Source organism: Streptomyces litmocidini (assembly GCF_014649755.1).
Lineage (GTDB): Bacteria > Actinomycetota > Actinomycetes > Streptomycetales > Streptomycetaceae > Streptomyces > Streptomyces litmocidini.
Genome location: NZ_BMTQ01000013.1, coordinates 31,615 through 58,599 on the forward strand (window position 1 = coordinate 31,615; position 26,985 = coordinate 58,599).

General features: G+C 72.0%; 35 protein-coding genes. 30 read left to right on the top strand and 5 right to left on the bottom strand.

All coding sequences use genetic code 11. The annotated features are described in order from the left end of the window. Positions 1–77 precede the first annotated feature (77 nt). The 7 genes from IE180_RS25160 (at position 78) to IE180_RS25190 (ending at position 5,493) form a co-directional block, all read left to right on the top strand. A complete protein-coding gene (locus IE180_RS25160) occupies positions 78–1,097 on the top strand; it encodes a sugar ABC transporter substrate-binding protein (protein WP_190159232.1) in 1,020 nt (339 codons plus the stop codon). Further along, positions 1,094–2,149, top strand: coding sequence for an ABC transporter permease (locus tag IE180_RS25165; RefSeq protein ID WP_190159233.1), 1,056 nt, complete (start codon positions 1,094–1,096; stop codon positions 2,147–2,149). Before IE180_RS25160 ends, IE180_RS25165 begins: the two co-directional genes overlap by 4 nt. Continuing rightward, positions 2,146–2,940, top strand: a complete 795-nt coding sequence (locus IE180_RS25170; protein WP_190159234.1) for an ATP-binding cassette domain-containing protein — start codon at positions 2,146–2,148, stop codon at positions 2,938–2,940. Before IE180_RS25165 ends, IE180_RS25170 begins: the two co-directional genes overlap by 4 nt. A gap of 58 nt (positions 2,941–2,998) precedes the next feature. After that, positions 2,999–4,174, top strand: coding sequence for an ROK family glucokinase (locus tag IE180_RS25175; RefSeq protein WP_190159235.1), 1,176 nt, complete (start codon positions 2,999–3,001; stop codon positions 4,172–4,174). Next, positions 4,171–4,767 carry a hypothetical protein gene (locus IE180_RS25180; protein ID WP_190159236.1) on the top strand — a complete coding sequence of 199 codons (597 nt, stop codon included), beginning with the start codon at positions 4,171–4,173 and terminating at the stop codon, positions 4,765–4,767. The genes IE180_RS25175 and IE180_RS25180 overlap by 4 nt, the downstream gene beginning before the upstream one ends. A 157-nt stretch (positions 4,768–4,924) precedes the next feature. Continuing rightward, a complete protein-coding gene (locus IE180_RS25185) occupies positions 4,925–5,071 on the top strand; it encodes a hypothetical protein (RefSeq protein WP_190159237.1) in 147 nt (48 codons plus the stop codon). Beyond that, entirely contained in the window at positions 5,068–5,493 is a 426-nt protein-coding gene (locus IE180_RS25190; RefSeq protein ID WP_190159238.1) for an FhaA domain-containing protein, read from the top strand. The genes IE180_RS25185 and IE180_RS25190 overlap by 4 nt, the downstream gene beginning before the upstream one ends. Positions 5,494–5,507: 14 nt before the next feature. Here IE180_RS25190 and IE180_RS25195 read toward each other — a convergent pair whose 3' ends face one another. Then, entirely contained in the window at positions 5,508–5,786 is a 279-nt protein-coding gene (locus IE180_RS25195) for a GlsB/YeaQ/YmgE family stress response membrane protein (protein WP_190159239.1), read from the bottom strand. A gap of 236 nt (positions 5,787–6,022) precedes the next feature. On the opposite strand from IE180_RS25195, the gene IE180_RS25200 reads away from it, so the two are divergent. The 21 genes from IE180_RS25200 to IE180_RS25300 all read left to right on the top strand — a co-directional run bounded on the left by IE180_RS25200 (position 6,023) and on the right by IE180_RS25300 (position 20,360). After that, complete coding sequence (locus tag IE180_RS25200; RefSeq protein WP_190159240.1) at positions 6,023–6,328, top strand: gas vesicle protein GvpO; 306 nt, start codon at positions 6,023–6,025, stop codon at positions 6,326–6,328. Positions 6,329–6,395: 67 nt separating this feature from the next. Then, positions 6,396–6,833, top strand: a complete 438-nt coding sequence (locus tag IE180_RS25205; RefSeq protein ID WP_190159241.1) for a gas vesicle structural protein GvpA — start codon at positions 6,396–6,398, stop codon at positions 6,831–6,833. A 4-nt stretch (positions 6,834–6,837) separates the two neighbouring features. Then, the gene (locus tag IE180_RS25210) at positions 6,838–7,551 is read left to right on the top strand and encodes a GvpL/GvpF family gas vesicle protein (protein ID WP_190159242.1); all 714 of its coding nucleotides are present in this window, start codon (positions 6,838–6,840) and stop codon (positions 7,549–7,551) included. Between the two features lie 15 nt (positions 7,552–7,566). Next, positions 7,567–7,824: a gas vesicle protein GvpG gene (locus IE180_RS25215; protein WP_190159243.1), complete on the top strand. Its 258-nt coding sequence runs from the start codon at positions 7,567–7,569 to the stop codon at positions 7,822–7,824. 49 nt (positions 7,825–7,873) lie between these two features. After that, complete coding sequence (locus tag IE180_RS25220; protein ID WP_190159244.1) at positions 7,874–8,473, top strand: hypothetical protein; 600 nt, start codon at positions 7,874–7,876, stop codon at positions 8,471–8,473. Next, complete coding sequence (locus tag IE180_RS25225) at positions 8,466–9,683, top strand: SRPBCC family protein (RefSeq protein WP_190159245.1); 1,218 nt, start codon at positions 8,466–8,468, stop codon at positions 9,681–9,683. Before IE180_RS25220 ends, IE180_RS25225 begins: the two co-directional genes overlap by 8 nt. Before the next feature lie 32 nt (positions 9,684–9,715). Further along, the gene (locus IE180_RS25230) at positions 9,716–10,183 is read left to right on the top strand and encodes a gas vesicle protein (protein WP_373302820.1); all 468 of its coding nucleotides are present in this window, start codon (positions 9,716–9,718) and stop codon (positions 10,181–10,183) included. Continuing rightward, complete coding sequence (locus IE180_RS25235) at positions 10,180–11,043, top strand: GvpL/GvpF family gas vesicle protein (protein WP_190159246.1); 864 nt, start codon at positions 10,180–10,182, stop codon at positions 11,041–11,043. Before IE180_RS25230 ends, IE180_RS25235 begins: the two co-directional genes overlap by 4 nt. Next, complete coding sequence (locus IE180_RS25240) at positions 11,040–11,276, top strand: gas vesicle protein (protein ID WP_229860852.1); 237 nt, start codon at positions 11,040–11,042, stop codon at positions 11,274–11,276. Before IE180_RS25235 ends, IE180_RS25240 begins: the two co-directional genes overlap by 4 nt. Beyond that, complete coding sequence (locus IE180_RS25245) at positions 11,270–11,581, top strand: gas vesicle protein K (protein WP_229860854.1); 312 nt, start codon at positions 11,270–11,272, stop codon at positions 11,579–11,581. The genes IE180_RS25240 and IE180_RS25245 overlap by 7 nt, the downstream gene beginning before the upstream one ends. Positions 11,582–11,631: 50 nt before the next feature. After that, a complete protein-coding gene (locus IE180_RS25250) occupies positions 11,632–12,051 on the top strand; it encodes a hypothetical protein (protein ID WP_190159247.1) in 420 nt (139 codons plus the stop codon). A 277-nt stretch (positions 12,052–12,328) separates the two neighbouring features. Further along, entirely contained in the window at positions 12,329–12,802 is a 474-nt protein-coding gene (locus IE180_RS25255) for a hemerythrin domain-containing protein (protein ID WP_190159248.1), read from the top strand. A gap of 2 nt (positions 12,803–12,804) precedes the next feature. Beyond that, complete coding sequence (locus IE180_RS25260; protein ID WP_190159249.1) at positions 12,805–13,368, top strand: cysteine hydrolase family protein; 564 nt, start codon at positions 12,805–12,807, stop codon at positions 13,366–13,368. Positions 13,369–13,800: 432 nt separating this feature from the next. Next, on the top strand, positions 13,801–15,057 hold the full coding sequence (pcaDC, locus tag IE180_RS25265; protein WP_190159250.1) for a bifunctional 3-oxoadipate enol-lactonase/4-carboxymuconolactone decarboxylase PcaDC: 1,257 nt from the start codon (positions 13,801–13,803) through the stop codon (positions 15,055–15,057). Between the two features lie 9 nt (positions 15,058–15,066). Further along, entirely contained in the window at positions 15,067–15,699 is a 633-nt protein-coding gene (locus IE180_RS25270) for an MBL fold metallo-hydrolase (RefSeq protein ID WP_190159251.1), read from the top strand. A gap of 39 nt (positions 15,700–15,738) precedes the next feature. Further along, the gene (locus IE180_RS25275; RefSeq protein WP_190159252.1) at positions 15,739–16,518 is read left to right on the top strand and encodes an exodeoxyribonuclease III; all 780 of its coding nucleotides are present in this window, start codon (positions 15,739–15,741) and stop codon (positions 16,516–16,518) included. A 66-nt stretch (positions 16,519–16,584) separates the two neighbouring features. Continuing rightward, a complete protein-coding gene (locus IE180_RS25280) occupies positions 16,585–17,028 on the top strand; it encodes a DUF6278 family protein (protein ID WP_190159253.1) in 444 nt (147 codons plus the stop codon). Between the two features lie 139 nt (positions 17,029–17,167). Continuing rightward, positions 17,168–17,914: an amino acid ABC transporter ATP-binding protein gene (locus tag IE180_RS25285; RefSeq protein ID WP_190159254.1), complete on the top strand. Its 747-nt coding sequence runs from the start codon at positions 17,168–17,170 to the stop codon at positions 17,912–17,914. A 14-nt stretch (positions 17,915–17,928) separates the two neighbouring features. Next, a complete protein-coding gene (locus IE180_RS25290) occupies positions 17,929–18,846 on the top strand; it encodes a glutamate ABC transporter substrate-binding protein (RefSeq protein WP_190159255.1) in 918 nt (305 codons plus the stop codon). A 15-nt stretch (positions 18,847–18,861) separates the two neighbouring features. Then, positions 18,862–19,506, top strand: coding sequence for an amino acid ABC transporter permease (locus IE180_RS25295; protein WP_190159256.1), 645 nt, complete (start codon positions 18,862–18,864; stop codon positions 19,504–19,506). Then, positions 19,503–20,360 (top strand): amino acid ABC transporter permease, encoded by an 858-nt coding sequence (locus IE180_RS25300; RefSeq protein ID WP_190159257.1) that lies wholly within the window; start codon positions 19,503–19,505, stop codon positions 20,358–20,360. Before IE180_RS25295 ends, IE180_RS25300 begins: the two co-directional genes overlap by 4 nt. 57 nt (positions 20,361–20,417) lie before the next feature. Here the strand turns inward: IE180_RS25300 and IE180_RS25305 are convergent, their stop codons facing one another. Both IE180_RS25305 and IE180_RS25310 read right to left on the bottom strand, forming a co-directional pair. After that, the gene (locus IE180_RS25305) at positions 20,418–21,965 is read right to left on the bottom strand and encodes a CocE/NonD family hydrolase (protein WP_190159258.1); all 1,548 of its coding nucleotides are present in this window, start codon (positions 21,963–21,965) and stop codon (positions 20,418–20,420) included. 87 nt (positions 21,966–22,052) lie between these two features. Next, a complete protein-coding gene (locus IE180_RS25310) occupies positions 22,053–22,208 on the bottom strand; it encodes a hypothetical protein (RefSeq protein WP_190159259.1) in 156 nt (51 codons plus the stop codon). 96 nt (positions 22,209–22,304) lie between these two features. Here IE180_RS25310 and IE180_RS25315 point away from each other — a divergent pair, with 96 nt between their 5' ends. Continuing rightward, a complete protein-coding gene (locus IE180_RS25315) occupies positions 22,305–23,561 on the top strand; it encodes a cytochrome P450 (RefSeq protein WP_190159260.1) in 1,257 nt (418 codons plus the stop codon). On the opposite strand, the gene IE180_RS25320 is transcribed toward IE180_RS25315, so the two are convergent. Beyond that, positions 23,512–24,243, bottom strand: a complete 732-nt coding sequence (locus tag IE180_RS25320) for a hypothetical protein (RefSeq protein WP_190159261.1) — start codon at positions 24,241–24,243, stop codon at positions 23,512–23,514. The genes IE180_RS25315 and IE180_RS25320 overlap by 50 nt on opposite strands. Before the next feature lie 104 nt (positions 24,244–24,347). Between IE180_RS25320 and ggt the strand changes: the two genes are divergently transcribed. Beyond that, positions 24,348–26,153 (top strand): gamma-glutamyltransferase, encoded by a 1,806-nt coding sequence (gene ggt, locus IE180_RS25325; RefSeq protein WP_190159262.1) that lies wholly within the window; start codon positions 24,348–24,350, stop codon positions 26,151–26,153. Positions 26,154–26,212: 59 nt separating this feature from the next. Here ggt and map read toward each other — a convergent pair whose 3' ends face one another. Beyond that, positions 26,213–26,980, bottom strand: coding sequence for a type I methionyl aminopeptidase (gene map / locus IE180_RS25330; RefSeq protein ID WP_190159263.1), 768 nt, complete (start codon positions 26,978–26,980; stop codon positions 26,213–26,215). Positions 26,981–26,985: the final 5 nt, after the last annotated feature.

A 26,985-nucleotide genomic window follows, 5' to 3' on the forward strand; every position in this document is an offset into this window, starting at 1 on the left:
ACCCCCTGACGAACGCCGCGACCCGCATGACCGATACTGCAATGCACGCAGAAGGACACAAAGGAGGGCACGGCCTCGTGACCAGGCTTCGGACAGGAGGGGTACGCGCCGCAGTCGGCGCCGTGCTCGCCCTCGCACTCACCGCGGCGCTCGCCGGGTGCAGCAGCACCGGCGGAAAGCGGGCGGAGGACGCCCGCAAGGCGGCCGAGGCACAGGGCAGGGCGGCCGTCGACACCCCCCGGTGGACCTTCGCGATGGTGACCCACTCGGGCGACGGCGACACCTTCTGGGACATCGTCCAGAAGGGCGCCAAGCAGGCCGCCGCCAAGGACAACATCAACTTCCTCTACGCCCACAACGACGAGGCGCAGCAGCAGGCGCAGCTGATCGACTCGTACGTCGCCAAGGGCGTCGACGGACTGATCGTCACCCTCGCCAAGCCCGACGCCATGAAGGCCGCCGTCGAGAAGGCCGTCAAGGCCGGCATCCCGGTGATCACCGTGAACTCGGGCGCCGAGCAGTCCAAGGCCTACGGCGCGCTCACCCACATCGGCCAGGACGAGACCGTCGCCGGCGAGGCCGTCGGCGAGGAACTCGACAAGCGCGGCAGGAAGAAGGCCCTGTGCGTCCTGCACGAGCAGGGCAACGTCGGCCACGAACAGCGCTGCGCCGGCGTGAAGAAGACCTTCGACGGCGAGCTGGTCAACCTGTACGTCGACGGCACCAACATGCCCGACGTCAAGGCCTCCATCGAGGCCAAGCTCCAGTCCGACCAGGACGTCGACGCCGTCGTCACCCTCGGCGCCCCCTTCGCCGACACCGCCGTCCAGGCCGTGAAGGGCGCCGGCAGCAAGGCCGAGGTCGACACCTTCGACCTCAACGCCAAGGTCGCGACCGCCCTGGAGGCCGGCACCCTCGGCTTCGCCGTCGACCAGCAGCCCTACCTCCAGGGCTACGAGGCCGTCGACCTGCTCTGGCTGTACCGCTACAACGCCGACGTCCTCGGCGGCGGCAAGCCGGTCCTGACCGGCCCCCAGATCATCACCAGGGACCAGGCCGCCGCGCTGAAGCAGTACGCGGATCGGGGCACCCGATGAGCTCCACCGCCCCGCCGTCGAACGGCGTCGACCACGTCGACGAGCGGCTGCTGCGCACCACCCCCCTGAAGAAGCTGCTCGCCCGCCCCGAGCTCGGCTCGGTCGTCGGCGCCATCGCCGTCTTCGCCTTCTTCGCGGTGGTGGCGGACAGCTTCCTCAAGCCCTCCAGCCTCGGCACGGTCCTCTACGCGGCCTCCACCATCGGCATCATGGCCGTCCCGGTCGCCCTGCTGATGATCGGCGGCGAGTTCGACCTCTCCGCCGGCGTCCTGGTCACCAGCTCCGCGCTGATCTCCTCGATGTTCAGCTACCAGATGACGGCGAACGTCTGGGTCGGCGTCGGCGTCTCGCTGCTCGTCACCCTGGCGATCGGCGTCTTCAACGGCTTCATGCTCACCCGCACCAAGCTGCCCAGCTTCATCATCACGCTCGGCACCTTCCTCATGCTGACCGGTCTGAACCTGGGCCTCACCAAGCTGATCAGCGGCACCGTCTCCACCAAGAGCGTCGCCGACATGGAGGGCTTCCCCTCCGCGCGGAAGCTCTTCGCCTCGGAGGCGACGATCGGCGGCGTCGAGTTCAAGGTCACCATCCTGTGGTGGCTCGGCCTCGTCGCGCTCGCCACCTGGATCCTGCTCCGCACCCGCTTCGGCAACTGGATCTTCGCCGTCGGCGGCGGCGCCGACGCGGCCCGCGCGGTCGGCGTCCCCGTCCACCGCACGAAGATCGGCCTCTACATGGGCGTCGCCTTCTGCGCCTGGATCTCCGGCCAGCACCTGCTCTTCTCCTTCGACGTCGTCCAGTCGGGCGAAGGCGTCGGGAACGAGCTCATCTACATCATCGCGGCCGTCATCGGCGGCTGCCTGATCACCGGCGGATACGGCTCGGCCATCGGTTCGGCGGTCGGCGCCCTCATCTTCGGCATGACCAGCAAGGGCATCGTGTACGCCGAGTGGAACCCCGACTGGTTCAAGTTCTTCCTGGGAGCGATGCTCCTCCTGGCGACCCTGCTGAACGCCTGGATCCGCAAGCGCGTGGAGGCGACCAAGTGACCACGGAGCCGACTCCGCTCGTCGAGCTGGCCGACGTCAGCAAGTACTACGGCAACATCCGCGCCCTCGAAGGCGTCTCCCTGGAAGTGAACGCGGGCGAGATCTCCTGCGTCCTCGGCGACAACGGCGCCGGCAAGTCCACCCTCATCAAGATCGTCGCCGGTCTCCACCGGCACGACGCCGGAACCTTCCGCATCGAGGGCGAGGAGGTCACCCTGGCCAACCCGCGCGACGCCCTCGACCGGGGCATCGCCACCGTCTACCAGGACCTCGCCGTCGTCCCCCTCATGCCGGTCTGGCGGAACTTCTTCCTCGGCTCCGAACCCACGAAGGGCAAGGGCCCGCTCAAGCGGCTCGACGTCGAGCTGATGCGCACCACGACCCGCGAGGCGCTGCTGCGCATGGGCATCGACCTCCGCGACGTCGACCAGCCCATCGGCACCCTCTCCGGCGGCGAGCGCCAGTGCGTGGCCATCGCCCGCGCGGTCCACTTCGGCGCCAAGGTCCTCGTCCTCGACGAGCCCACCGCCGCGCTCGGCGTCAAGCAGTCCGGAGTCGTCCTGAAGTACGTGGCGGCCGCCCGGGACGAAGGCCTCGGAGTGGTTCTCATCACCCACAACCCGCACCACGCCTACCTCGTCGGCGACCGTTTCGTCCTCCTCAAGCGGGGCGTCATGGCCGCGAGCCACACCAAGGACTCCGTCACCCTCGACGAGTTGACCCGGCAGATGGCGGGCGGCAGCGAGCTGGAGGACCTGCGGCACGAGCTGGAGCGGCCGACCGGCACGTGACCGGCCCGTTCCGCGCGGTGACGGCCCCTTCACACCCCACCTGGCAGAATCGGAGCCGATGAGTACCTACCGTGACCTCGCCCACCGGGGATCCGCCCGCGGGACCGTGCTGCGCACCGTCGGGAGCCGGGAGCGGCGCTCCCACCTGACGGCGCCCCGGGTGCCGACCGTCGGCATCGACATCGGCGGTACGAAGGTGATGGCCGGCGTCGTCGACGCCGACGGCAACATCCTGGAGAAGCTCCGCACGGAGACCCCGGACAAGTCCAAGAGCCCCAAGGTCGTCGAGGACACCATCGTCGAGCTGGTCCTGGACCTCTCCGACCGGCACGACGTGCACGCCGTCGGCATCGGCGCGGCCGGCTGGGTCGACGCCGACCGGGCCCGGGTCCTCTTCGCCCCGCACCTCGCCTGGCGCAACGAGCCCCTCCGCGACGCCCTCCAGGGCCGCCTCGCCGTCCCCGTCATGGTCGACAACGACGCCAACACCGCCGCCTGGGCCGAATGGCGCTTCGGCGCCGGACGCGGCGAGGACCACCTCGTCATGATCACCCTCGGCACCGGCATCGGCGGCGCCATCCTGGAGGACGGCCAGGTCAAGCGGGGCAAGTACGGCGTCGCCGGAGAGTTCGGCCACATGCAGGTCGTCCCCGGCGGCCACCGCTGCCCCTGCGGCAACCGCGGCTGCTGGGAGCAGTACAGCTCCGGGAACGCGCTGGTCCGCGAGGCCCGCGAGCTGGCCGCCGCCGACTCCCCGGTCGCGTACGAGATCATCGAGCGGGTCAAGGGGAACGTCCCCGACATCACCGGCCCCCTCATCACCGAGCTCGCCCGCGAGGGCGACGCCATGTGCGTCGAGCTGCTCCAGGACATCGGCCAGTGGCTCGGCGTCGGCATCGCCAACCTCGCCGCGGCCCTCGACCCCTCCTGCTTCGTCATCGGCGGAGGCGTCTCCGCCGCCGACGACCTGCTCATCGGCCCCGCGAGGGACGCCTTCCGCCGCCACCTCACCGGCCGCGGCTACCGCCCCGAGGCCCGCATCACCCGCGCCCAGCTCGGCCCCGAGGCCGGCATGGTCGGCGCCGCCGACCTCGCCCGGCTCGTCGCCCGCCGCTTCCGCCGCGCCAACCGGCGCCGCGTCGAGCGGTACGAACGGTACGAGCGCTACGCCCAGGCCCTGCGCAACGGGACCTCGGGCCGGACCGCACGCATCCCCGAGGACCCCTCTTCATGACCCCGCCCCAGCAGACCGTCCTGCCCCAGCAGTCCACCCCGACCCGCCTCCCGCAGGACAGACTGCCCGAAGACCGCCGGCACATGATCCGCCGCCGCTGGCTGACGGCCGTCATCATCGTGCTCCTCGTCGGCATCCCGGCCGGCTATCTCGTCATCTCCGCGGGCCAGAGCCGCGACAGCGGCCGCGACAAGGAGCGCGAGTCCTCGGCGGCCGGCCTCCAGGACAACTGGCCCTCGCTGATGAAGCGCCGGGTCTTCGAGATCCCGATCCCCCCCGGGGCCTGGGGCGTCGCCTACTACGAGACCAGCAACTGGAAGACCAGCCGGCTGTACGTCCAGTTCACGACGACCGCCGGCGGCCTCGACGCCTTCCTCGCCGAGTCCGGGACCGCCCGCTCCGCGCTCACCCAGGGCCGGGTCACCGTCGGAGAGCGCGACGCCGACATCGCGGGCTGGACCTTCACCCCGGGCGTGACCTGGGCGGGCGCCGTCGTCACCCGCGAGGAACCGCGCCCGCGGACCGACATCACCGTCGACCTCACCGATCCGGCCTTCCCGCGGGTGTACGCGGTGTCGACGACGAGCCCCTGACGCGGTCTCCCACGGGTGAGCGGATCCACCGCCTGACGGGGGCAAGGCCCTCCCTCGGAACGCTGGTTGCCCGCCGCGCGCCGCGCCCCGGCGAAGGCCGCCGACATTCTCGGGGCGTCCCCGGGTAGGCGGACCCCACGCGACCCGAGGAGGAACGATGTCCGGACTGATCACCCGCATCAAGCAGTTCACCCGCAGTCCGCAGGGACGGCGGACGATCGCGTCGGCCCGTCGCGCCGCCGCCGACCCCCGTACGCGCGCCCGGGCCCGCAGTCTGCTCGGCCGGCTGCGAGGACGACGGTGAAGGGCGGCGGGCACGCGGCGGGAGGAGGGCTCTCGCGGTGGGAACGCGCCCTGGAACGCTGGCAGGACAGGCTGTTCTCCAGGGGCCGCCACCGCGAACACGCCGAGCTGCTCGACGCGTTGCACTACGAGTGCGACGACCACGCCGTGGTGTGCAGCGAGAGCAGAGTGGTCGTACCGAACGCCTACGAGGTGGAACTCGACGCCGGGGTGCACGAGGAGCTGGTCCGCCGGGGCCGGGGCGACGTGGGCGAGTCCCTGACGGACGATCTGTTCCGGTACGGCGAGCGCAAGGGCTACGAGTGGGCGGGACCGCTGACCGTGCGCGTCGTCCCGTCCGCGTGCCCGCCCGGCGAGCCGTACCGGGTCACCGGCCGCCCCATGCCCCACGTACGGGCCGACGCCTTTCCCGAGGGCGACTGAACGGCCCGGGGACCTCAGCGCCCGGGAGGGCGGACGTCGCCCAGGACGCGGTCCAGGGCCGCCACCCCGAGCGCGGAGAGCACGATCTGGACCAGGCACTCCGTCCAGTCGACGCCCCGGGTGTCCGAAAGTCCGAAGAGGGCGGCGATCAACGACCCGACCAGCGCCGCGGCGATTCCCACGACGAGCGTCCACAGGACGCCTATGTGTTGTCTTCCGGGCAGGACGAGACGGCCCAGCAGACCGACCGCGACACCGATGACCAAGGCGCTGAGGAATCCCGAGATCGTCACAACTTCCCTTTCGCCGGGGCCCGATGATTTCCGTGCCCGCCTACCCGCGCGCATGCGGGGCATTCGGGAACGGAAAGCGCGGGAGCGAAAGGGGTGGGATTCCACCGCCCGTTCGGCGAACCGGTCGCGATCACGCATACGTTCGGATCGCAGGGGCACGCGAACGGCAGCCGCACTCGGCGGCCGGAGCTTTTCCTCACACCGATTTCCAGGGGCACGAAGGCGGGATCAGGAACATGACCGACGACAGGAAAGGCGGGACGGCCGATGCCGCCGCCGGCGGGCGCTGCGACATCGCCACCGTCATGCGCCGCGCCTCCGGCCAGCTCGCGGACCTGCTCCAGTGCGAGCCGGGATCCGTCTCGGCGGTGAAGGGCACCGGTGAGGGCTGGTCCGCAGACGTGGAAGTGGTCGAACTCGAAAAGGTCCCCGACACCATGAGCGTCATGGCGACCTACCACGTCGAACTCGACGCCGAAGGGCGACTCGTCGCCTACGAACGCGTTCGCCGTTACGCGAGGGGGCAGATCGACCGCCGCTGAAACCAGCGGGTGACCGGCGGGTCCCGGCCTTCGCCGGTCCCGCGCGATCACCGGAAGGAGCTTCATCGTGACACTCGTCCAGCAGAGCAACGCCACGACCGGTGGCAGTGGTTCGGGAAATCTCTACGACGTTCTCGAACTCATCCTCGACCGAGGGCTCGTGATCGACGCGTTCGTCCGCGTCTCCCTGGTCGGAATCGAAATCCTCAAGATCGACGTCCGTGTGGTCGTCGCCAGCGTCGACACGTACCTGCGGTTCGCGGAGGCGTGCAACCGCCTCGACCTGGAATCCGGCCGCAAGGCGCCCACCCAGCTCACCGACATCGTCGGCGAGATGACCGAGAGCGGCGCCAAGGGCAAGTCCAAGGGAGCGCTGAGCGGCGCCGTGGAGGCCTTCACGGACACGCTGCAGGGCAAGCGCGACGAGTCCGAGGAGGAAGCCGGCAAGCGCCCGGCCCGCAAGTCGACGGCCGGCCGCCAGACGGCCCGGAAGCGAGAGGAGTGACACCTTGTCCACGTACGTCTACGCCATCACCGACGCCACGCACCCCGTGCGCCTGGACGGTCTGCGAGGGGTCGGCGATCCGCCGTCACCCCTGCGCACCGTCCGCACCGGCACCCTGACGGCCGTCGTGAGCGACGCGCCCCCCGGCCTGCGCGCCAAGCGGCGCGACGTCATGGCCCACCAGAACGTCCTGGAGTCGCTCATGGCCGACGGGGCGACCCTGCCGATGCGCTTCGGCCTGCTCGGCCCCGACGACGAGCGCGTCGCCGACGTCCTGGACCGGGAGGAACAGGCGTACCGGCAGCGGCTCGCCGAGCTCGACGGTCACGTCGAGTACCACCTCAAGGCCGGCCGGGACGAGGAGGACATGCTCCGCGCGGTCCTCGCCGACTCCGAGCAGGCCCGGGAGCTCAACGAGCGCACCCGCGACGGCTCCGGCACCCACGAGGACCGGGTCGCGCTGGGAGAGCTCGTCTCGCGCGAGGTCGTGGCCCGTGGTGAACGGGAGGCCGAGGAGATCGTGACCCGGCTGGACGGCTCGGCCACCCGCTCCACCGTCTCCGGCGTCGGCGGCAACCACTTCCTCAACGCCTCCTTCCTGGTCCCGGCCGAGCGCACGGACGCGTTCGTCCAGGCCGTGCAGGCCGAGGCCGACCGGTGCGGGAACGCGTACGACTTCACCCTCACGGGACCGCTGCCGCCGTACAGCTTCGTCTGAGGGAAAGGAGGGGACATGGGGCTCGTCAGTACCGTTCTGACCCTCCCGCTGGCCCCGGTCCGCGGCACCGCCTGGGTCCTCGACCAGGTGATCCTCGCCGCGGAGCGGGAGTACTACGACCCCGAGCGGGTGCGGGGGGAGCTGGCGGCGCTCGAACGGGAACTGACGAGCGGCCGCATCGACGCCGACGAGTTCGACCGCCGCGAGGACGAGCTCCTCGACCGGCTCGAAGAGGCCGAGGCGTACTGGCAGGGCTCGCGGAGCGGCCGCTGAGCCCCCATCGACGACAGACGACCGACCGGGAGGACGAGGTGTACGAGAGATGACGAAGAACGCCAGGATAGGCGCGGCCCTGGTGGGGGGATACCTACTGGGAAGGACCAGGAAGGCCAGGCTGGCCCTGGGATTCGGCCTGTTCCTCGCCGGCAGGCGACTCGACCTCGACCCCCGCCGGGTCGGTCGGGCGCTGGCCTCCTCACCGCTCGTCGGCGACCTGAACGACCAGGTGCGCAAGGAGCTGGTGGAGGCCACGAAGTCCGCGGCGGCGGAGGCGCTCGCGCAGCGCGCGGCGGGCCTCGCCGACTCCCTGAGCCGGCGCACACGGGCCCTCGGCGGGTCCGGCGACGACCTCGGGGACGAGCGGGACGAGCAGGACGAGGAGGCCTCCGAGGGCGAGCAGGACGAGGAGGCTTCCGAGGACGAGCCGGACGAACAGGAGGAGCGAGCCGCACGGGACGACGGCGGAAAGGGGAAGCCGAGGCGCGCCACCCGGAGCAAGGCGCCCGCCAAGAAGGCCACCGGGCGGGCGAAGTCCGCCGACGGCACGGGCAAGTCGGCCGCCACGGCCCGCAAGCGGACCGCCGCCAAGAAGACCGCGACCCCGTCCGGCCGCAGGACCCGGGGCGGTGGTGACCGTGGCTGACTCGGCACTGGGCAGGCTGAAGGGCGAGCTGGCCGACCACCCCGCCACCGACCGGCTCAAGGAAGAGCTCCACGCTTATCTGCGCGCCCGGGCCGAGCACACCGTGACACGGCTCGGAGAGCGCCTGGGCGAAGGCGTCGCCAAGCTGGCGGAGCCCGGAACGGGCACGGGCGGCGCGGTCAAGAGCCTGGCCAAGGGCGGTCAGGCCCTCCGCGAGGGCAGGTCACCCGCGCAGGCGGCCGTGACCGCCGGCGTCTCCCACCTCAAGGACACCGTGAAGGACAAGGTCAAGGGCCTGTTCGGCAAGGGGCGCAAGTCGGGTGGTGGCAAGACCCGGAGCGTGACGATCGTCGAGGACATCGACGTCGGCGTGCCCGTGCGCGAGGCGTACGACCAGTGGACGCAGTTCCAGGAGTTCAGCACCTTCGCCAAGGGCGTCGTGAGCGTCGAGAAGGCCGACGACACGACGAGCAACTGGAAGGTGAAGGTCGCCAAGTCCACCCGGAGTTGGCAGGCGAACGTCACGGAGCAGGTGCCGGACGAGCGCATCATGTGGACCACGGAGGGCGCCAAGGGCACCGTCAAGGGGGTGGTGACCTTCCACCCCCTCACCGACGACCTCACCCGGGTGCTGCTGGTGCTCGAGTACTTCCCGAAGGGACTCTTCGAGAAGACCGGCAACATCTGGCGCGCCCAGGGCCGCCGGGCGCGGCTCGACCTCAAGCTCTACCGCAAGTTCATCATGATGCGCGGCGAGGCCACGGACGGCTGGCGCGGGGAGATCCGCGACGGCGAGGTCGTGGTCGGGCACGACGAGGCGGTCGAGGAGGAGCGGGAAGCCGCCGAAGCGCCGGAGGAGGAGCCCGGTCCCGAGGACGGCTTCGAGGACGGCCCCGAGGAGGGCCCCGAGGACGACTTCGAGGACGCCGACGATCCCGACGACTCTGACGATCCCGACGACTCGGACGAGTCCGGTGACGCCGACGAGGACGCGGCGGCCGAGTACGAGACGGACGACGACGCGGCGGCCGAGTACGACGAGCCCGACGAGCCCGAGGACGAAGAGCCCGAGGACGAAGAGCCCGAAGGCGAAGGGCCCGAGGACGAGTACACCGACGAGAGCGAGGCCGAGAAGGACGACGAGCTCCCCGACGAGGAGCCCGGGTCCGCCCGCCGCTCCCGGCGTCGTACCGCGGCCTCCGCTCGCTGACCGACACCGCAGCACAGGACAGGGGAGACATCGTGTCCGATTCACCGGCCGTCCGCATGCCGGGTTCTCCGCGAGCCGCACCGGCGTACACCGCGCAGGGCTCGTCCGCGAACCTCGCGGACATCCTCGAGAGGGTGCTCGACAAGGGCATCGTGATCGCGGGCGACATCCAGATCAACCTGCTCGACATCGAACTCCTGACGATCAAGCTCCGCCTGCTGGTCGCGTCCGTCGACAAGGCGAAGGAGATGGGCATCGACTGGTGGGAGCACGACCCCTCGCTCTCCTCCCGGGCCAGGCCAGCCCGGTCCGTGACGAACGGTCCGACGGCCGGGGTCGAGTCGCCGGCCGAGGAGAACGAGCGGCTGCGGGCCGAGCTGGCCCGGCTGAGGGCGGCGGTCGGACTCTCCGACCCCTCGTCCGACGCGGCGCGGGCTCCCCGGCAGGAGCGAGGAGGCGACGCGGTGGGCACCGGGCAGGGAGAGGAGGAGACGCGATGAGCACCGAAGCGCCCTCGCAGCCCCGGCGGGCGGAGGAGCCCCTCGACGCCGGTGAGGAGATGTCGTACGTCTACGCCCTCGGCCGTGGCGGCGAGCCCGCCCTGCGGGAGGCCGTCGCGCGCCTGGCCGGCGTCGACGGAAGGGCTCTGCGGCTGGTCGAGTCCGCCGGCCTCGCGGCGGTGGTGTCCTCCGTTCCGTCCGGCGCGTTCGGGGAACGGGGACTGCGCACCCAGCTGGAGGACATGGCCAGGCTGGAGACGATCGCCCGGTCCCACCACGCGGTGGTCGACGCCGCGTTCGCGAGGACGACCGTCCTGCCCATGCGGCTGGCGACCGTCTATCTGGACGACGTCCGGGTGGCCGGGATGCTCGACGCCCGGCGCGATCGCTTCCTGGACCTGCTGGACCGCCTGGACGGCCACGTGGAACTCGGCGTGAAGGTCTCCGTGGACGCGGGCGCGGTGGCGCCGCCGAAGACGGAGGCGGTCGCGGTCGCGGAGAGCCCCGGACGCGCCTACCTCCAACGGCGCCGGGCCCAGCGCCGCGGCACCCAGGACCTCTACCGCGCGGCGGCGGGCGTCGCCGAGGAGGCGGTCCGGGTGGCGGAGGGGCTCTCCCGCGCGCGGGTCGTCCACCGGCCCCAGCAGGGCGGACTGGCTCCCGCGCGGGGGGAGAACATCGCGAACGAGGCGTACCTCGTGCCCGCGGGCGAAGTCGGCCGGTTCACGTCCGCGCTCGACGCGTCGGCCGGCGCCACGCCGGGCGTGCGCGTCGAGGTGACCGGCCCGTGGGCCCCGTACTCGTTCGCCACGGTGACGGAGGAGGACCGGCACGGGGCGGAGGAAGGTGCGGGGCGATGAACGGCACGCGGACCGCCCGCGGCGGCACCACCGCTCTCGACTCCCTCTCCGGCCCGCCCGACTCCCTGACCGGCCCGCCCGTCGCCCTGATCGATCTGCTGGACCGGCTCCTGAACGGGGGAGCGGTGCTCACCGGAGACCTCGTCCTGTCCGTCGCGGACGTCGACCTGGTCCACATCAACCTGCGCGCGGTGATCCGGTCCGTCACGGGAGAGGAGCCGGCGCCGTGGTGAACCGGGAGGGCGAGATCTCCGCGGCCGCCCGGCGCCTGGGGACGGACGCGGACACCGTGGAACGGGACCTCGTCAAACTCGTCCTGACCGTCGTCGAGCTGCTCCGGCAGCTGATGGAGCGCACCGCCGTGCACCGGGTGGACCAGGGAGACCTGACGGAGGAGCAGGAGGAGCGCATCGGACTGACCTTGATGGTCCTGCAGGAACGCATGGAGGAACTCTGCGACCGGTACGGCCTGTCGATGGACGACCTCAATCTGGATCTGGGACCCCTGGGATCCCTGCTCCCCCGGAACGGCGGCTGAGACAGCCAGGGGCCCGTGTCATTTCACATCGAGCGGCAAGGAGGAATGTCATGACTGCTGAGAGCGACAACACCAAGAATTCCGATACCGCGAACGCCGGGAAGACCACGGGCGGCAAGACCGCCACCGCGGCCCGGCGGACCGCGAAGCGCGCCTCCGTCGCGGAGAAGGCGGCAGGGGCGCAGGGCGCCGGGAAGGCGGCCGGCGAGGCCACCGAGCGCGCCGGCCGGGCGGTGGCCGGCGGACTCCAGAGCGGCCGGGAGCTGGTGACGGCCAACGCCGGCAAGGCGGCCGCCGCGGCCGCCACGGCCTGGACGGCCGTCAAGCACCGCAAGGCCGTGGCCGCCGGTGCGGCGGCCGGCGTCGCCGGTGTCGCCGGCGCCGCGTTCGCCATCGGCCGTTCCACGGCCAAGCCGCTGACCGGTCCGCTGACGGGTCCGCTGGCCCGTCTCGCACGCGGCCGGATCTGAGCCGGCGGGCGCGGGTGACAGCACCCGCGCGACCCGCGGGGCACGGTGGCCCGCCCGGTCCTGCCGGGCGGGCCACCGTGCCCCGCCGATCGCGTCGGGAGCCGTGTGCCCCGTCGCCGCCCCGCCGCATCCGCCCGGACAGCGGCGGGCCCGTCGGCGGCGTCCCCCCGGCGGTGCGTGCGCACTGGTCCGGTCGGGGCATCTGGCGGCGGCGGGAGCGTGCGGGGACACGGCCGGGGAATGCGTGGAGAACATCATCGCTGACGAAGGGACGGACATGGACGGCATCGTGCTCCTCAAGGAGGATCACAAGACGGTGGAGAAGCTCTTCAAGCAGTTCGAGAAGGCCGGCGAGGGCGCCCTGGCGGAGAAGCGGAAGCTCGCGGACCAGGTGATCGAGGAGCTGACCACCCACACCTGGATCGAGGAGAAGATCTTCTATCCGGCGGCGCGGGAGGCCGCCCCCGACAGCAAGGACCACGTCCTGGAGAGCGTCGAGGAGCACCACGTGGTGCTGTGGATGCTGTCCGAGCTGAAGGACATGGACCCCGCCGACGAGCGGTTCGACGCGAAGATGACCGTGCTGATGGAGAACGTGCGCCACCACGTGGAGGAAGAGGAGAAGGAGTGGTTCCCCGAGGTCCGCAAGGCGATGGGACGCAACCGGCTCAAGGAGCTGGGCGAGGAGATGGAGGCCGCCAGGGCGACCGCGCCCAGCGACCCGCTGACCGTTCCGAGCGCTGAGCAGTAGAAGTGGCGAAGAGCGCCCTGGTCGTCGTCGACATGCTCAGCCTCTACGAGCATCCCGAGGCGGAACTCCTCCTGCCGTCCGTCCGGGAGGCCCTGCCCGGGATCCGCACCGCCCTGGAGCGCGCCCGGCAGGCCGACGTACCGGTCGTCTACGTCAACGACAACTTCGGCCAGTGGCGCTCCCACCACGGAGAACTCCTCGAATCCGCGCTCGCCGGCCCGCACGGGGACCTGGTCGAACCGGTCAAGCCCGACGAGAACGCCCTGTTCGTCATGAAGGCCCGGCACTCCATCTTCTACGAGACCCCTCTCGCCTATCTGCTCGGCACACTGGGAGTGGAGCGTCTGGTGCTGTGCGGCCAGGTCACCGAGCAGTGCATCCTCTACTCGGCGCTCGACGCGCACATCCGCCACCTCGACGTCACCGTCGCCCGGGACGCCGTCGCCCACATCCGCCCGGACCTCGCCCGGGCCGCCCTGCGGATGATGGAGGTCAACATGGGCGCGGACATCCGGCCCGTCGCGGACATCGACTTCCGCGCCCCTGCCGCACGAGGGGAACGGTGAGGACCGCCGGGCACGGCACGGCCGGCCTCCCACGGCCGGGCTCCGTCCGGTCGATCGGGGCGCCGGAGACCGGGGCACGCCGGGACTGAGGACCGCCGCTTTTCCGGAGGGGCCGTGCGGCGACCGCCGGCCGCTCCCGATCGCGGGGCGCACTTCTCGCACCGGAGGCGGGGCCGTAAGGTGGGGCGCCGAGCGCAGCCGGAGGTGCGGCGGCCGGGCCGACACCGCCTCGCACCGGTTCGTGCGACTCGCCTGCGCCTCGACCGTGCGTCCAGGACCGCCGCCGACGTCGCACCGACGCGGGCAGGCCCGTCGCGGGTGCCTCCGATGCCTCGAACACCACGCTGCCCGAGAGGTCTCCCACCTGCTCAGGGCCGCGCAATCGGGTCCCCGGTCGTAGGGGCGGTCGGGCGAGATGAGAGGGTCTAGCGGGTGAGCGAGACACCGACGAACACCCTGCAGTACCGCGTTGACGGGCCGGAACAGGCTCCGGCCCTGGTCCTGGGCCCCTCACTGGGCACCACCTTCCACATGTGGGACCGGCAGATACCGGAGCTCGCCCGTGAGTGGCGGGTCGTCCGCTTCGACCTTCCGGGACACGGAGGCGCGCCCGCGGAGCCGTTCACCTCCGTTGCCGAACTCGGCGACCGGCTCCTCGCCACCCTCGACGCGCTCGGCGTCCAGCGCTTCGGGTACGCGGGCTGCTCCCTGGGCGGCGCGGTCGGCCTGGACCTCGCCCTGCGCGCGCCCCACCGGGTCGCCTCGCTCGCCCTGGTCGCCACCTCGCCCCGGTTCGGCACCGCCGACGAGTTCCGTCAGCGGGGCGTCATCGTCCGCGCCAACGGCCTGGAGCCGATGGCCCGCACCGCGCCCGAGCAGTGGTTCACCCCGCTCTTCGCCGGCGCGCAGCCCGCCATCGTCGACTGGGCCGTCCAGATGGTCAGGACCACCGACCCCGCCTGCTACATCGCCGCCTGCGAGGCCCTCGCCGTCTTCGACGTCCGCGAGGCCCTCGGCAGCATCGGCATCCCCGCCCTGGTCCTCGTCGGCTCCGAGGACCAGGTCACCGGCCCCGCCGAGGCCCGCACCCTGGTCGCCGGCATCGCCGACGCCCGGCTCGCCGTCGTCCCCGGCGCCTCGCACCTGGCCCCCGTCGAGCAGCCGGCCGCCGTCACCGACCTGCTCACCGAGCACTTCTCCGGGACCGCCCAGGAACCCAGCGGCACCCTGAACGTGCCGCCGCCCGTTCCGCCCGTGCCGGTCGCCGAGCCCGCCCCGGCCGCTCCGGCCGCCGAGCCCGTCGGGGCCGGCCGGTCCGACCCGTACGAGAAGGGGCTCGGGCTGCGCCGCGAGGTCCTCGGCGACGCCCACGTCGACCGGGCCCTCGCCGACGACCCGGACGGCGCCTTCCAGGAACTCGTCACCCGCTACGCCTGGGGCGAGGTCTGGAGCCGCGAGGGGCTCGACCGGCGCCTGCGCAGCGCCGTCACCCTCACCGCCCTCCTCGCCGGCGGCCACCGGGAGGCACTCGCCGACCACACCCGGGCGGCCCTCCGCAACGGCCTGTCGCCCGAGGAACTCCGCGAGATCGTCCTCCACGCGGGCGTGTACTGCGGCCTCCCGGCCGCCGAGACGGCGTTGCGGGTGGTCAACCGGGTGATCGCGGAGGAGACGACGCCCCCGGCGTAGCCTGGCGGCGTGAAGCTGACGAAGAAGTCCCACGCCTGCGTGCGGCTGGAGAAGGACGGCCGCACGCTCGTCCTCGACCCCGGCATGTTCACCGAGGAGGACGCCGTCCTCGGAGCCGACGCGCTGCTCGTCACCCACGAGCACCCCGACCACTTCGACGAGGGCCGGCTGCGCGCGGCCCTGGAGGCCGACGGGGCCGCCGAGATCTGGACGCTGCGCAGCGTCGCCGACCGGCTCTCGGCGGCCTTTCCGGGCCGGGTGCACACCGTGGGGCACGGCGACGCCTTCACGGCGGCCGGTTTCGACGTCCAGGTCCACGGCGAGCTGCACGCGGTGATCCACCCGGACATCCCGCGCATCACCAACGTGGGCTACCTCGTCGACGGCGCCGTCTTCCACCCCGGCGACGCGCTGACCGTGCCCGACCAGCCGGTCGACACGCTGCTGCTGCCCGTCATGGCCCCCTGGAACAAGATCTCCGAGGTCATCGACTACGTGCGGGAGGTCAAGCCGCGCCGGGCGTACGACATCCACGACGCGCTGCTCACCGATCTCGCGCGGCCCATCTACGACCGGCAGATCGGCGGGCTCGGCGGCACCCACCACGCGCGCCTCGCCCCCGGCGCCTCCGCCGAGCTCTGAATCCGCCCGCTGTCACACCCCGCCAGTAGGCTTGGGTCCATGCGCATCGCCACCTGGAACGTCAATTCGATCACCGCCCGGCTGCCCCGGCTCCTGGCCTGGCTGGAGAGCAGCGGCACCGACGTGCTGTGCATCCAGGAGACCAAGTGCGCCGCCGAGCAGTTCCCCGTGGAGGAACTGCGCGCCCTGGGCTACGAGTCGGCGGTCAACGCCACCGGACGGTGGAACGGCGTGGCCCTGGTCTCCCGGGTCGGCCTCGCGGACGTGGTGACCGGACTGCCCGGCGGTCCGGAGTACGACGGGGTTCAGGAGCCCCGGGCGGTCTCCGCGACCTGCGGCCCGGTCCGCGTCTGGTCGGTGTACGTGCCGAACGGCCGCGAGGTGGCCCACGAGCACTACGCGTACAAGCTGCGCTGGCTGGAGGCGCTCAGGGCGGCCGTCGGGGAGGACGCGGCGGGGGAGCGCCCCTTCGCGGTCCTCGGCGACTACAACATCGCCCCGACCGACGAGGACGTCTGGGACATCGCCGTCTTCGAGGGCGCCACGCACGTGACGGAGCCGGAGCGGGCCGCGCTCGCCGGGCTCCGCGAGGCCGGTCTCGCCGACGTGGTCCCGCGGCCCCTCAAGTACGACCACCCCTTCACGTACTGGGACTACCGCGCGCTCGGCTTCCCGAAGAACAAGGGCATGCGCATCGACCTGGTCTACGGGAACAAGCCCTTCGTCGAGGCGGTCTCCGACAGCTACGTGGACCGCGAGGAGCGCAAGGGCAAGGGCGCCTCGGACCACGCGCCGGTCGTCGTCGACCTCGACGTCTGACGCCGGTCGCGATGATCACCGCGCGCCGGGTGGTCGTCCGCACGGCCACGGTGCGACGCTGTTCGGATGAACATTCCCTTTCTGGACGGCTGGCGCAAGCGGCACGGGCCCGGCTCCTCGGACTCCCCCCTGGTCGCGGCCTTCGACCGCGACCCGGAGGGGGTGGCCGAGCTCCTCTCCGAGTGCGAGCTGCTGCGGTCCCGGGTCGCGGAGGCCGGAGTGGCCCTGGACGACACCCCGGGCTCCCTCCAGGAGCTCGACCAGCTCCCGCCCGGCTGGCGGAACGATCCCGAAGAGCTTCCCTGGTTCGGTAACGACGCCGGGCTCTACCTCGGCACCGTGATCGTCCGGAACGTGCCGGGCGCCCGGTGGCAGGTGTGGCCCGGCGGCAGCCCCGTGGTGAGACTGGCCTCCGGCCGGGAGATCCAGGTCGTCGAGGCCGGTCTCGACTGGGCGATGACGGGCGCGCCGCAGCTCTCCCAGGTGTACGCGGAAGCCTCCGAGTACTGAGTTTCCGCCCGCCCCGATCCACCCTTCCGCAGTAAATACGGATTATTCCCGTTTCATGCGTGTCGGGCGTGAAGTCCCTTTTTCTCGTGGAAAGTTTGCGCTGTCCGCGACACCGCCGAGAAACGGGGCAGGGCAGCGCATGGCCGTCGTCGATCCGCTGATCGAACTGCGTGGCGTCAACAAGCACTACGGCGCGCTGCACGTCCTCCGGTCCGTCGACCTCACCGTCGGGCGCGGGGAGGTGGTCGTGGTCATCGGCCCCTCCGGATCCGGCAAGTCCACCCTCTGCCGCGCGATGAACCGGCTGGAGAGCGTCGAGTCGGGCGAGATCCTCGTCGACGGCCGGCCCCTCCCCGAGGAGGGAAAGGCGCTGGCCCGGCTGCGCGCCGAAGTCGGCATGGTCTTCCAGTCCTTCAACCTCTTCGCGCACAGGACGGTCCTCGCGAACGTCTCCCTCGCGCAGGTCAAGGTCCGCAGGCGCAGGAAGGAGGAGGCCGACCGGCGTTCGCGCGAACTCCTCGACCGGGTCGGACTCGCCGCGCACGCCGACAAGTACCCGGCCCAGCTCTCCGGCGGCCAGCAGCAGCGCGTCGCCATCGCCCGGGCCCTCGCCATGGACCCCAAGGCCCTCCTCTTCGACGAGCCGACCTCGGCCCTCGACCCGGAGATGATCAACGAGGTCCTGGAGGTCATGCAGCAACTCGCCCGCGAGGGAATGACGATGGTGGTCGTCACCCACGAGATGGGCTTCGCCCGCTCCGCCGCCCACCGGGTCGTCTTCATGGCCGACGGGAAGATCGTCGAGGACCGCACCCCGGAGGAGTTCTTCACCGCCCCGCGCAGCGAGCGCGCCAGGGACTTCCTCTCCAAGATCCTCAAGCACTGACCCGGGTGGGAACCATGCAGCGCACGCACCGGACCCTCGCCGCGCTCGCCCCGCTGCTCGCCGTGACGGCGGCGCTCGGCGGCTGCGGCAAGGAGGGCAGCCCGCCCGTCAAGGGCCCACAGCCCGACCAACTCCCCGTCTACCAGGTCGCGTCGGACTTCACCCTGCCGGAATCCGCCACCTGGAACCGGGCGAAGAGACGCGGCCGGCTCGTCGTCGGAGCCAAGGAGGACCAGCCCTACATGGGCGAGAAGGACCCCGCCACCGGACGCTACTCCGGCTTCGACGTCGAGATCGCCAAGATGATGGCCGCGTCCCTCGGCTTCGACCCGGCCGGCGTCGACTTCCGCACCATCGCCTCCGCCAACCGCGAGACGGCCCTCCAGAACGGCCAGATCGACTACTACGTCGGCACGTACACCATCAACGACAACCGCAAGAAGCTCGTCGGCTTCGCCGGCCCCTACTACCGGGCCGGCCAGTCCCTCCTGGTCCGCACCGACGAGAACGACATCGACGGACCGCAGGACCTGGACGGCAAGCGGGTCTGCTCGGCAGCCGGCTCCACCCCGTACCAGCGCATCCAGAAGGACCACCCGAAGGCCGAACTCGTCGCCTACGACACCTACTCCGTCTGCGTGGACAACCTGCTGACCTACCAGGTCGACGCGGTCACCACCGACGACACGATCCTCATGGGCTACGCCGCCAAGGTCCCCGACGAGCTCAAGGTCGTCGGCAAGCCGTTCTCCGAGGAGCCCTACGGCATCGGCGTCCCGCACGGCGACACCGCCCTGCGCCTCGCCCTCGACGACGCCGTCGCCGCCCACGAGAAGAACGGCGACTGGAAGAAGGCGTACGACGCCACCCTCGGGCTCTCCGGGGTCCCCGCCCCGAAGCCGCCCGCCATCGACCGCTACCCGGCGAGCTGACCGGAGGAGCCCGACATGGACGTACTGACAGACAACTTCTCGCTCTACGGCAAGGGTTTCCTCGGCACCGTCGAACTCACCGTCTACTCCTCGGCGCTCGCCCTCGTCCTGGGCTTCGTCATGGCCTCCTTCCGGGTCGCACCGGTGGGCTCCTTCCGGGTCTTCGGCACGGTCTGGGTCACCGTCCTGCGCAACACCCCGCTGACCCTTCTCTTCTTCGCGGTCATGCTGGGCCTGCCCCGCTTCGGACTCGTGCTGCCCTTCGAGCTGTTCGCGGTCCTCGCCCTCGGCTGCTACACCTCCGCCTTCATCTGCGAGGTGCTGCGCTCCGGCATCAACACCGTGCCGCGCGGCCAGGGCGAGGCCGCCCGCAGCCTGGGCATGACCTTCTCCCAGACCCTCTCCACGGTCGTCCTGCCGCAGGCCTTCCGCACCGTCATCCCGCCCGTCGGCTCCACCCTGATCGCCCTCGCCAAGAACTCGGCGATCGCCGGGGCGTTCAGCGTCACCGAACTCCTCGGCACCTACAAGCCCCTCAGCGAACTCGGCTACGACATCGTCTGGACCTTCGTCTGGATCGCCGTCGGATACCTGATCATCACCCTCACCATCAGCGCCCTCTTCCACCTCATGGAGAAGCGCTGGGGAGTCGCCCGATGACCGAGTCCACCGCCCTCTACGACATCCCCGGACCCCACGCCCGGCAGCGCCACCTCCTCTACGGACTCGCGTCCACCGCGGTCCTCCTCGCCCTGGCCGGCTGGGTCCTGTACCTCCTCTTCGACACCGAGCAGTTCACCTCCGCCAAATGGACGCCCTTCGCGTACGAGGGCATCCAGGAGCTGCTGCTCAGGGGCCTCGGCAACACCCTCAAGGCCTTCGCCTGCGCCTCGGTCCTCTCGCTCGCCCTCGGCGCGGTCCTCGCCACCGGGCGCCTCTCCGAGCACCGGGTGCCGCGCTGGATCTCGACCCTGCTCGTCGAGTTCTTCCGCGCCATGCCCGTCCTCGTGATGATCTTCTTCATCTTCGTGGCGCTCAAGGTGCAGCCGCTGCCCGCGCTCGTCGCCGGCCTGGCCCTCTACAACGGCTCCGTGCTCGCCGAGGTCTTCCGCACCGGCGTCCACGCCGTCGCACGCGGCCAGGGCGAGGCCGCGTACGCGCTCGGCATGCGCAAGGCCCAGGTGATGACGTACGTCCTGGTGCCCCAGGCCGTGCGCGCCATGCTCCCGGCCATCATCAGCCAACTCGTGGTCGCCCTCAAGGACACCTCGCTCGGCTTCCTCATCACCTACGAGGAGTTCCTGCACGCGGGCAAGCTGATCGCGTCCAACCTCGACTACGACCTGCCGTTCATCCCCGTCGTCCTGGTCGTCTCACCGGTCTACATCGGGATGTGCATGCTGCTCTCCTGGTTCGCCACCTGGGTGGCCCGCAGGGAGCGGCACAGCCCGAAGACGAAGGCCGTGGACGTCGCCCCGGCCGAACCACGGACGCTGCTGCCGGGACAGCAGTAGCGGGGAAGGGGGACAAGACCCCTCCCGGGGCCGCACCCGCCCGGCAGCAGCCGGTGATCACTCCGCCCGCAGCGGGACCGACACGTACGACGGGTCGGCCGTGGGGGAGGAGAAGGTCAGCTGCGCGCCGGTCGGGTTGTGCTCGATGTAGAGCGGGTCGACGGTGTCGACGACCAGGGCGAGCCGGTGCCCGGCCGGGACGTCGTACGCCGTGGAGAACAGGTCCAGGTCGACGGCGAACGCCTTCCCCGGGACCTTGCCGTGGAAGGTGTACGGGGCGTTGCTGATCAGCTTGCCGACGCCCAGCGGGCCGACGTCGTAGAGGTACGCGACGAAGGTGCCGCTCTCCGCGGTCGGGGTGACCGTGGTGTGCAGGCGCGCCGTGCCGCGCACCCGCTGCGGGGTCTCGTACCGCTCCGACTGCCAGACGCCCGCGAAGGCGCGGGGGAGCAGCGGGATCGAGGCGGTGGGCGGAGCCTGGAAGAACTGGTCCAGGAGGTTGGACAGCATCACGATGCCGCCGTTGGCTCCCGAGTCGACGTTCGCCCAGACGTGCTCGGAGCCTTCGAGCGCGATCGTGCGCCGCCGGGCGTCGACCGACTTCCAGTCGGGGTAGCCCTCGTAGGGCGCGTCGGAGCGGGGCTTGAGCCGGACGGGCTGCTCGCGGTCGACGCCGTTGTCCGCGCCCTTGAGGTAGTGGTCGAACCAGCGGTGGGCGCTGGTCCAGGTGTCGTTGGGCAGGCCGAGGAGGCCGGTGGCCTCGGCGGTGGCGTGGTCGCCCGGACGGAACTCCAGCCGCTTGGGGCCGGTGAGCTTCTCGTAGAAGCTCGCGTACTGGTTGGGCGGGAAGATGGTGTCGCCCCAGGCGTTGCCGAGCATGACCGCGGTGCCGTTGGCGTTGATCCGGTCGATCTGCTCGACGGCGGAGCGCTTGCGGCCCCAGGCGATCATGTCCTCCTCCTTGGTCAGGTCGGAGGAGAGGAAGTCGCCCAGGATCTGCTGGAGTTCGGGTCCCGGCCGTCCGGTGAGGTAGCCGGCGCCGCCGAGCAGGGCGGCGGCCTGGAGGTGCTGGGTGCGGCCGCTGTAGATGGACTCGATGAGGTCGGCCCAGCCGCTGAGCGCCGCGACGGCCTTGATCCGCGGGTCGTGCGCGGCGGCGAGCAGGCTGATCCCCGCGCCGTACGAGACCCCCGCCATGCCGACGCGGTCCGGGTCGGCCGGGGTGTTCGCGAGGGCCCAGTCGATCACCTTGGAGGCGTCGGCGACGTCCTCGGGGCCGGCGGTCTCGATCTCGCCGCCGGACTGCCAGAAGCCGCGCGAGTTGTAACTCACCACGACGTAGCCGGAGTCGGCGAGCTCCTGGGCCTGGGCGAGGTACTCGACCTGGGGCACGGCCCAGCTGGTGGGCAGCACGATCACGGGGTGGCGGCCGGCGGCGTCGGCTCCGGCGGGGGTGACGACGTTCGCCTTGAGGACGGTGCCGCCGTCCCCCGCGATGTCGACGAAACGGATCGAGGTGTCGGCGGCCCGGGCTGTCGGGGCGAGCCCGAGGGCGGTCCCGGCCACGAGGGCGGCCGAGACGGCGAGGACCAGGGATGTGCGCACGGGGCACTCCTCACGGGGCACTGTGGGGGCAGTGAAAGTGACCCGACGGTAACCGGAGCGACTTACCCGTGGTAACTGGTCGGTAAGTTACGTGCGGGTAACGATTGGCCGGAGAGCGTCGGCCCCGGCGAAGCCGGCGTGCGCCTCCCCGTACCGCTCGACGGCGAGGAGGAACACGGACCGGTCGGTGAGGGCGCGGGCGGGCGCGCCGGGGTCGGCGGCCGGGCGCCGGACGAGGTCCACGCCCTCGTCGAAGGCCCTCGAACCGTGCGCTCCGGCCTACGGAGAACGGCTCTGGCCTGTCATGATGGTGACGTCTTCACCCCGAGGGGAGGGCCGGTGGGGAACACGGACGACACGCCCGACGTCTTCGACCCGCGGATCTACGCCGCGGGCATCCCGCACGACCGCTTCCGCGTCCTGCGCGACCGGGCCCCCGTCGCCCGCCAGGAGGAGCCGGAGCTCCTCGGCTGGCCCGCCGGGCCCGGGTTCTGGGCCGTCACCCGGCACGCCGACGTCGTCCGGGTGCTCAAGGACTCGGGGACGTACTCCTCGTACCTCGGCGCCACCCAGATCCGCGATCCCGACCCCGCGGACCTGCCCTTCATCCGGCGCATGATGCTCAACCAGGATCCGCCGGGACACGGCCGGTCGAGGCGGCTGGTCAGCCGGGCCTTCACTCCGGGGCGGATCGAGCGCTTCGCCGCGACCGCCCGCGAGCGGGCCCGCGAGCTGCTCGGCGCCGCGTTCGCGGACGGCGGCGAGGTGGACCTCGTCCGGGCCGTCACCGACGACTACGCGCTGCTCAACCTCACGGACCTGCTCGGAGTGCCCGCGAGCGACCGGGGACTGCTGCACGCCTGGACCGAGCGGGTCATCGCCTACCAGGACCCCGACGAGCCACCGGTCCTCGACGCGGAGGGGCGACCGGTCAACCCCCGCTCGCCCGCCATGCTCGCCGAGATGTTCGACTACGCCCAGGAGCTCGCCGCGCACAAGCGCGCGCACCCGGCCGACGACGTCATGAGCGTGCTCGCCGCCTCCGAACTCGCGGACGCCGAACTGGAGATGTTCTTCTTCCTGCTGACCGTCGCCGGGAACGACACCGTCCGCAGCGCGGCCCCCGGCGGGATCCTCGCCCTCGCCGAGCACCCCGGCGAACAGCGGAGACTGTGGGGCGGCGAGGTCGCCGTGGACACGGCCGTGGACGAACTCCTCCGCGTGCACCCGCCCGTGCTCTCCTTCCGGCGCACCGCCGCCCGCGACACCGAACTCGCCGGGCGGAAGATCCGGGAGGGCGACAAGGTCGTCGTCTTCCACGCCTCCGCCAACCACGACGAGCGCGTCTTCACCGACCCGCACCGCCTCGACCTCGGCCGGACCCCGAACCCGCACGTCTCCTTCGGCGACGGCCCGCACGTCTGCCTCGGCGCCCACTTCGCCCGGCTCCAGCTCCGGGTGTTCTACGAGGAGGTGCGCGCGGCCTGCGGCGGCCTCGCCCTCGCGGGGCCGCCCCGGCACCTCGTCTCCAACTTCGTCAACGGCGTCAAGTCGCTGCCGGTTCGACCGCTGGGGCCCTCCGCGCCGCGCCCGTGACGTCGGCCACCAGCTCCACCACGTCGGGGCCGTACGCCTGCGAATTGACCACCTTCAGGAGGAGCACGAAGGAGCCGTCGCGGTGGCGGCGCGCCAGCGACTCGTGGTGACGGGCGAGGTAGCGGGTCGCCGCCTGGTTGGTGATGGCCGTCTGTCCGCAGAAGAGGAAGACCGGACGGCAGTCCTCGCCCGCCATGAGACGGGCCAGGATCACGTACTCCTCGACCCCCGAGTTCATCCGGTGGCGCTCCGGGCCGATCAGGAACGAACCCTGATCCGGCCCCCGCTCCACGTCCGTGTTCACCGTGAGCCCGGGCAGCAGGGTCGCCAGATGAGCGGCCATGCGCCGATTGGAGTAGGGCCCGCCCACGCAGAACTCCGTGCGGTCGCCGAAGCCCTGGTGCGCCTGGTCGTGCTGCAATATGCGCGCGTGCGCCCCGCAGTCCTTGATGAGCGCGCAGAGTTCGAGGAGCGCGAACACGTCGTAGCGGTGCACGGCGGTGGTGCCGCCCGCCTCCTTGTTCACCACGAGCAGGCACTCGGAGCTCCGCGGGAGACCGAAGAACGCCTGCTTGCGGCGGAGCCTGCGCCGCCATTGGTACGTGCGGCCCAGCCACCCGAAGGCGGCGCTGACCCCGGTCGCCAGGACCCCGAGCACGATGTTGCGGACGTCGTCGTTCATGGGCGCGCATGCTAGCGGCGATCCGGCCTCCAGTTCGAGGCGGTCCTGACGGAAGGCGGCGCGGGAAGTTACGCTGCGCGGACGGTCGTTGACTGGAGGTAGGAATGCGTCGATCCGCCGCTGGCAAGGTATCCCTTCTCGCCGTCGCGGCGACGGTGCTCTCGATGGGCGCCGCCGCGCCCCCGAAGACGCCGCCCGTCGTGGACCCACCCGTCAAGGAACCCGTCGCCGTCGGCTACGGCGGCGCCGTAGCCAGTGTCGACGCCGACGCCTCGGCCGCCGGCATCGAGGTGCTCCGCAAGGGCGGCAACGCGGTCGACGCGGCCGTCGCCGTCGCGGCCGCCCTCGGCGTCACGGAGCCCTACTCGGCCGGCATCGGGGGCGGCGGCTACTTCGTGTACTACGACGCGAAGAGCCGTACGGTACGGACCGTCGACGGGCGCGAGACCGCGCCCCGGACCGCCGGACCCGACCTCTTCACGGAGAACGGCAAGCCCATCCCCTTCGAGGAGGGCCAGACCAGCGGCCTCGGCGTCGGCACCCCCGGCACCCCCGCCACCTGGAGGACCGCCCTCGACGCCTGGGGCAGCAAGCGGCTCGACACCCTGCTCGAACCGGCCGAGCGGCTCGCCCGCGAGGGCTTCACCGTCGACCCCACCTTCCGCGCCCAGACCGCGGCCAACGAGGCCCGGTTCCGCGACTTCCCGGCCACCTCCGCGCTCTTCCTGCCCGGCGGGCAGCTGCCCGTGGTCGGCTCCGTCTTCAAGAACCCCGACCTGGCCCGCACGTACGAGAAGCTCGGCCGCGAAGGCGTCGGCGCCCTCTACCGGGGCCCCCTCGCCCGGGACATCGTGAACACCGTCCGCACGCCCCCGGTCCGCGAGGGCGCCACCCGGACCGTCCGCGCCGGCGACCTGACGGAGGCCGACCTCGCCGCGTACCGCACCGAGTCCCGCAGGCCCACGAAGGTCTCGTACCGCGGGCTCGACGTCTACGGCATGGCCCCGTCCTCCTCCGGCGGCACGAGCGTCGGCGAGGCGCTCAACATCCTGGAGGGCACCGACCTCTCGACGGCCTCCCGGGCCCAGTACCTGCACCGCTTCATCGAGGCCAGCCGCATCGCCTTCGCCGACCGGGGCCGCTGGGTCGGCGACCCGGCCTTCGAGTCCGTGCCGACCCGCGGCCTGCTCTCCCAGCGGTTCGCCGACTCACGGGCCTGCCTGATCCGCGACGACGCCGCCCTCACCAGCCCGCTCGCCCCCGGCGACCCGGGCGACCCGGTGCCGTGCGCGAGCGGCGGAACCGCCGCCCCGACCACGTACGAGGGCGAGAACACCACCCATCTGACGGTGGCGGACAAGTGGGGCAACATCGTCGCCTACACCCTCACCATCGAGTCCACCGGCGGCAGCGGCATCACCGTGCCCGGCCGGGGCTTCCTGCTCAACAACGAGCTGACCGACTTCTCCTTCGCCCCGGCGAACCCGGCCGTCCACGACCCGAACCTGCCGGGCCCCGGCAAGCGGCCGCGCTCCTCGATCTCCCCGACCATCGTCCTCGACCGGCACGACCGGCCCGTCCTCGCGCTCGGCTCCCCGGGCGGCGCGACCATCATCACCACGGTCCTCCAGACCCTGACGGGCGTCCTCGACCGGGGGCTCCCGCTCGTCGACGCGATCGCCGCGCCGCGCGCCAGCCAGCGCAACCAGACCACCACCGAACTCGAACCCGCCCTGTGGAACAGCCCGTTGAGGGCGGAACTGGAGGCCATCGGGCACGGCTTCCGGCAGAACCCGGAGATCGGCGCGGCGACCGGCGTCCAGCGCCTCCCGGACGGCCGCTGGGTGGCCGCCGCGGAGACGGTCCGCAGGGGCGGCGGCTCGGCGATGGTCGTGCGGCCGGCGTCGTAGCGGCGGTCGGGAGGCCGGCGTCCCGGCGGCGGCCGGGCGGGTCCGCGCGTCCCGGCGGGCTACAGGGCCGTCAGGACGCGCGGGCCGTCGTCCGTGATCGCCACCGTGTGCTCGGCGTGGGACGCGCGCGAGCCGTCGGACGTACGGATCGTCCAGCCGTCCCGCGCCGTGTAGTGCTCGTCCGTGCCGCCGCCGATGAGCATCGGCTCGATCGCGAGCACCATCCCGTGGCGCAGCCTCATGCCGCGGCCCGGGCGCCCCTCGTTGGGGACGCCCGGGTCCTCGTGCATGGCGCGGCCGATGCCGTGGCCGCCGAAGCCGTCCGGGATGCCGTAGCCCGCGTCCCGGCAGACCCGGCCGATCGCATGGGCGATGTCGCCGATGCGGTTGCCGACGACGGCCGCGGCGATGCCGGCCTCCAGGGCCTCCTCCGCCGCTGCGACGAGGCGCGTGTCCTCCGGCCGGGCGGCGCCGACCGTGAAGCTGACGGCCGAGTCGCCGGCCCAGCCGCCCAGCGTCGCCCCGCAGTCCACGGAGACCAGGTCGCCCGGGGCCAGCCGGGTGTCGTCGGGGATGCCGTGGACGATGGCGTCGTTGACGGAGACGCACACGACCGCGGGGAACGGCACCGGGGCCCAGTCCGGGCGGTAGCCGAGGAAGGGCGAGCCGGCGCCCGCCTCGGCGAGCACGTCACGCGCGGCCCGGTCCAGCTCGGTGAGCCGCACGCCGGGCGCCGCCTTCTCCCGTACGGCCGCCAGGGCGCGGGCCACCACCCGCCCCGACTCGCGCATGGCCGCCAGGGATTCGTTCGTCTTGATCTCCACCATGGCCA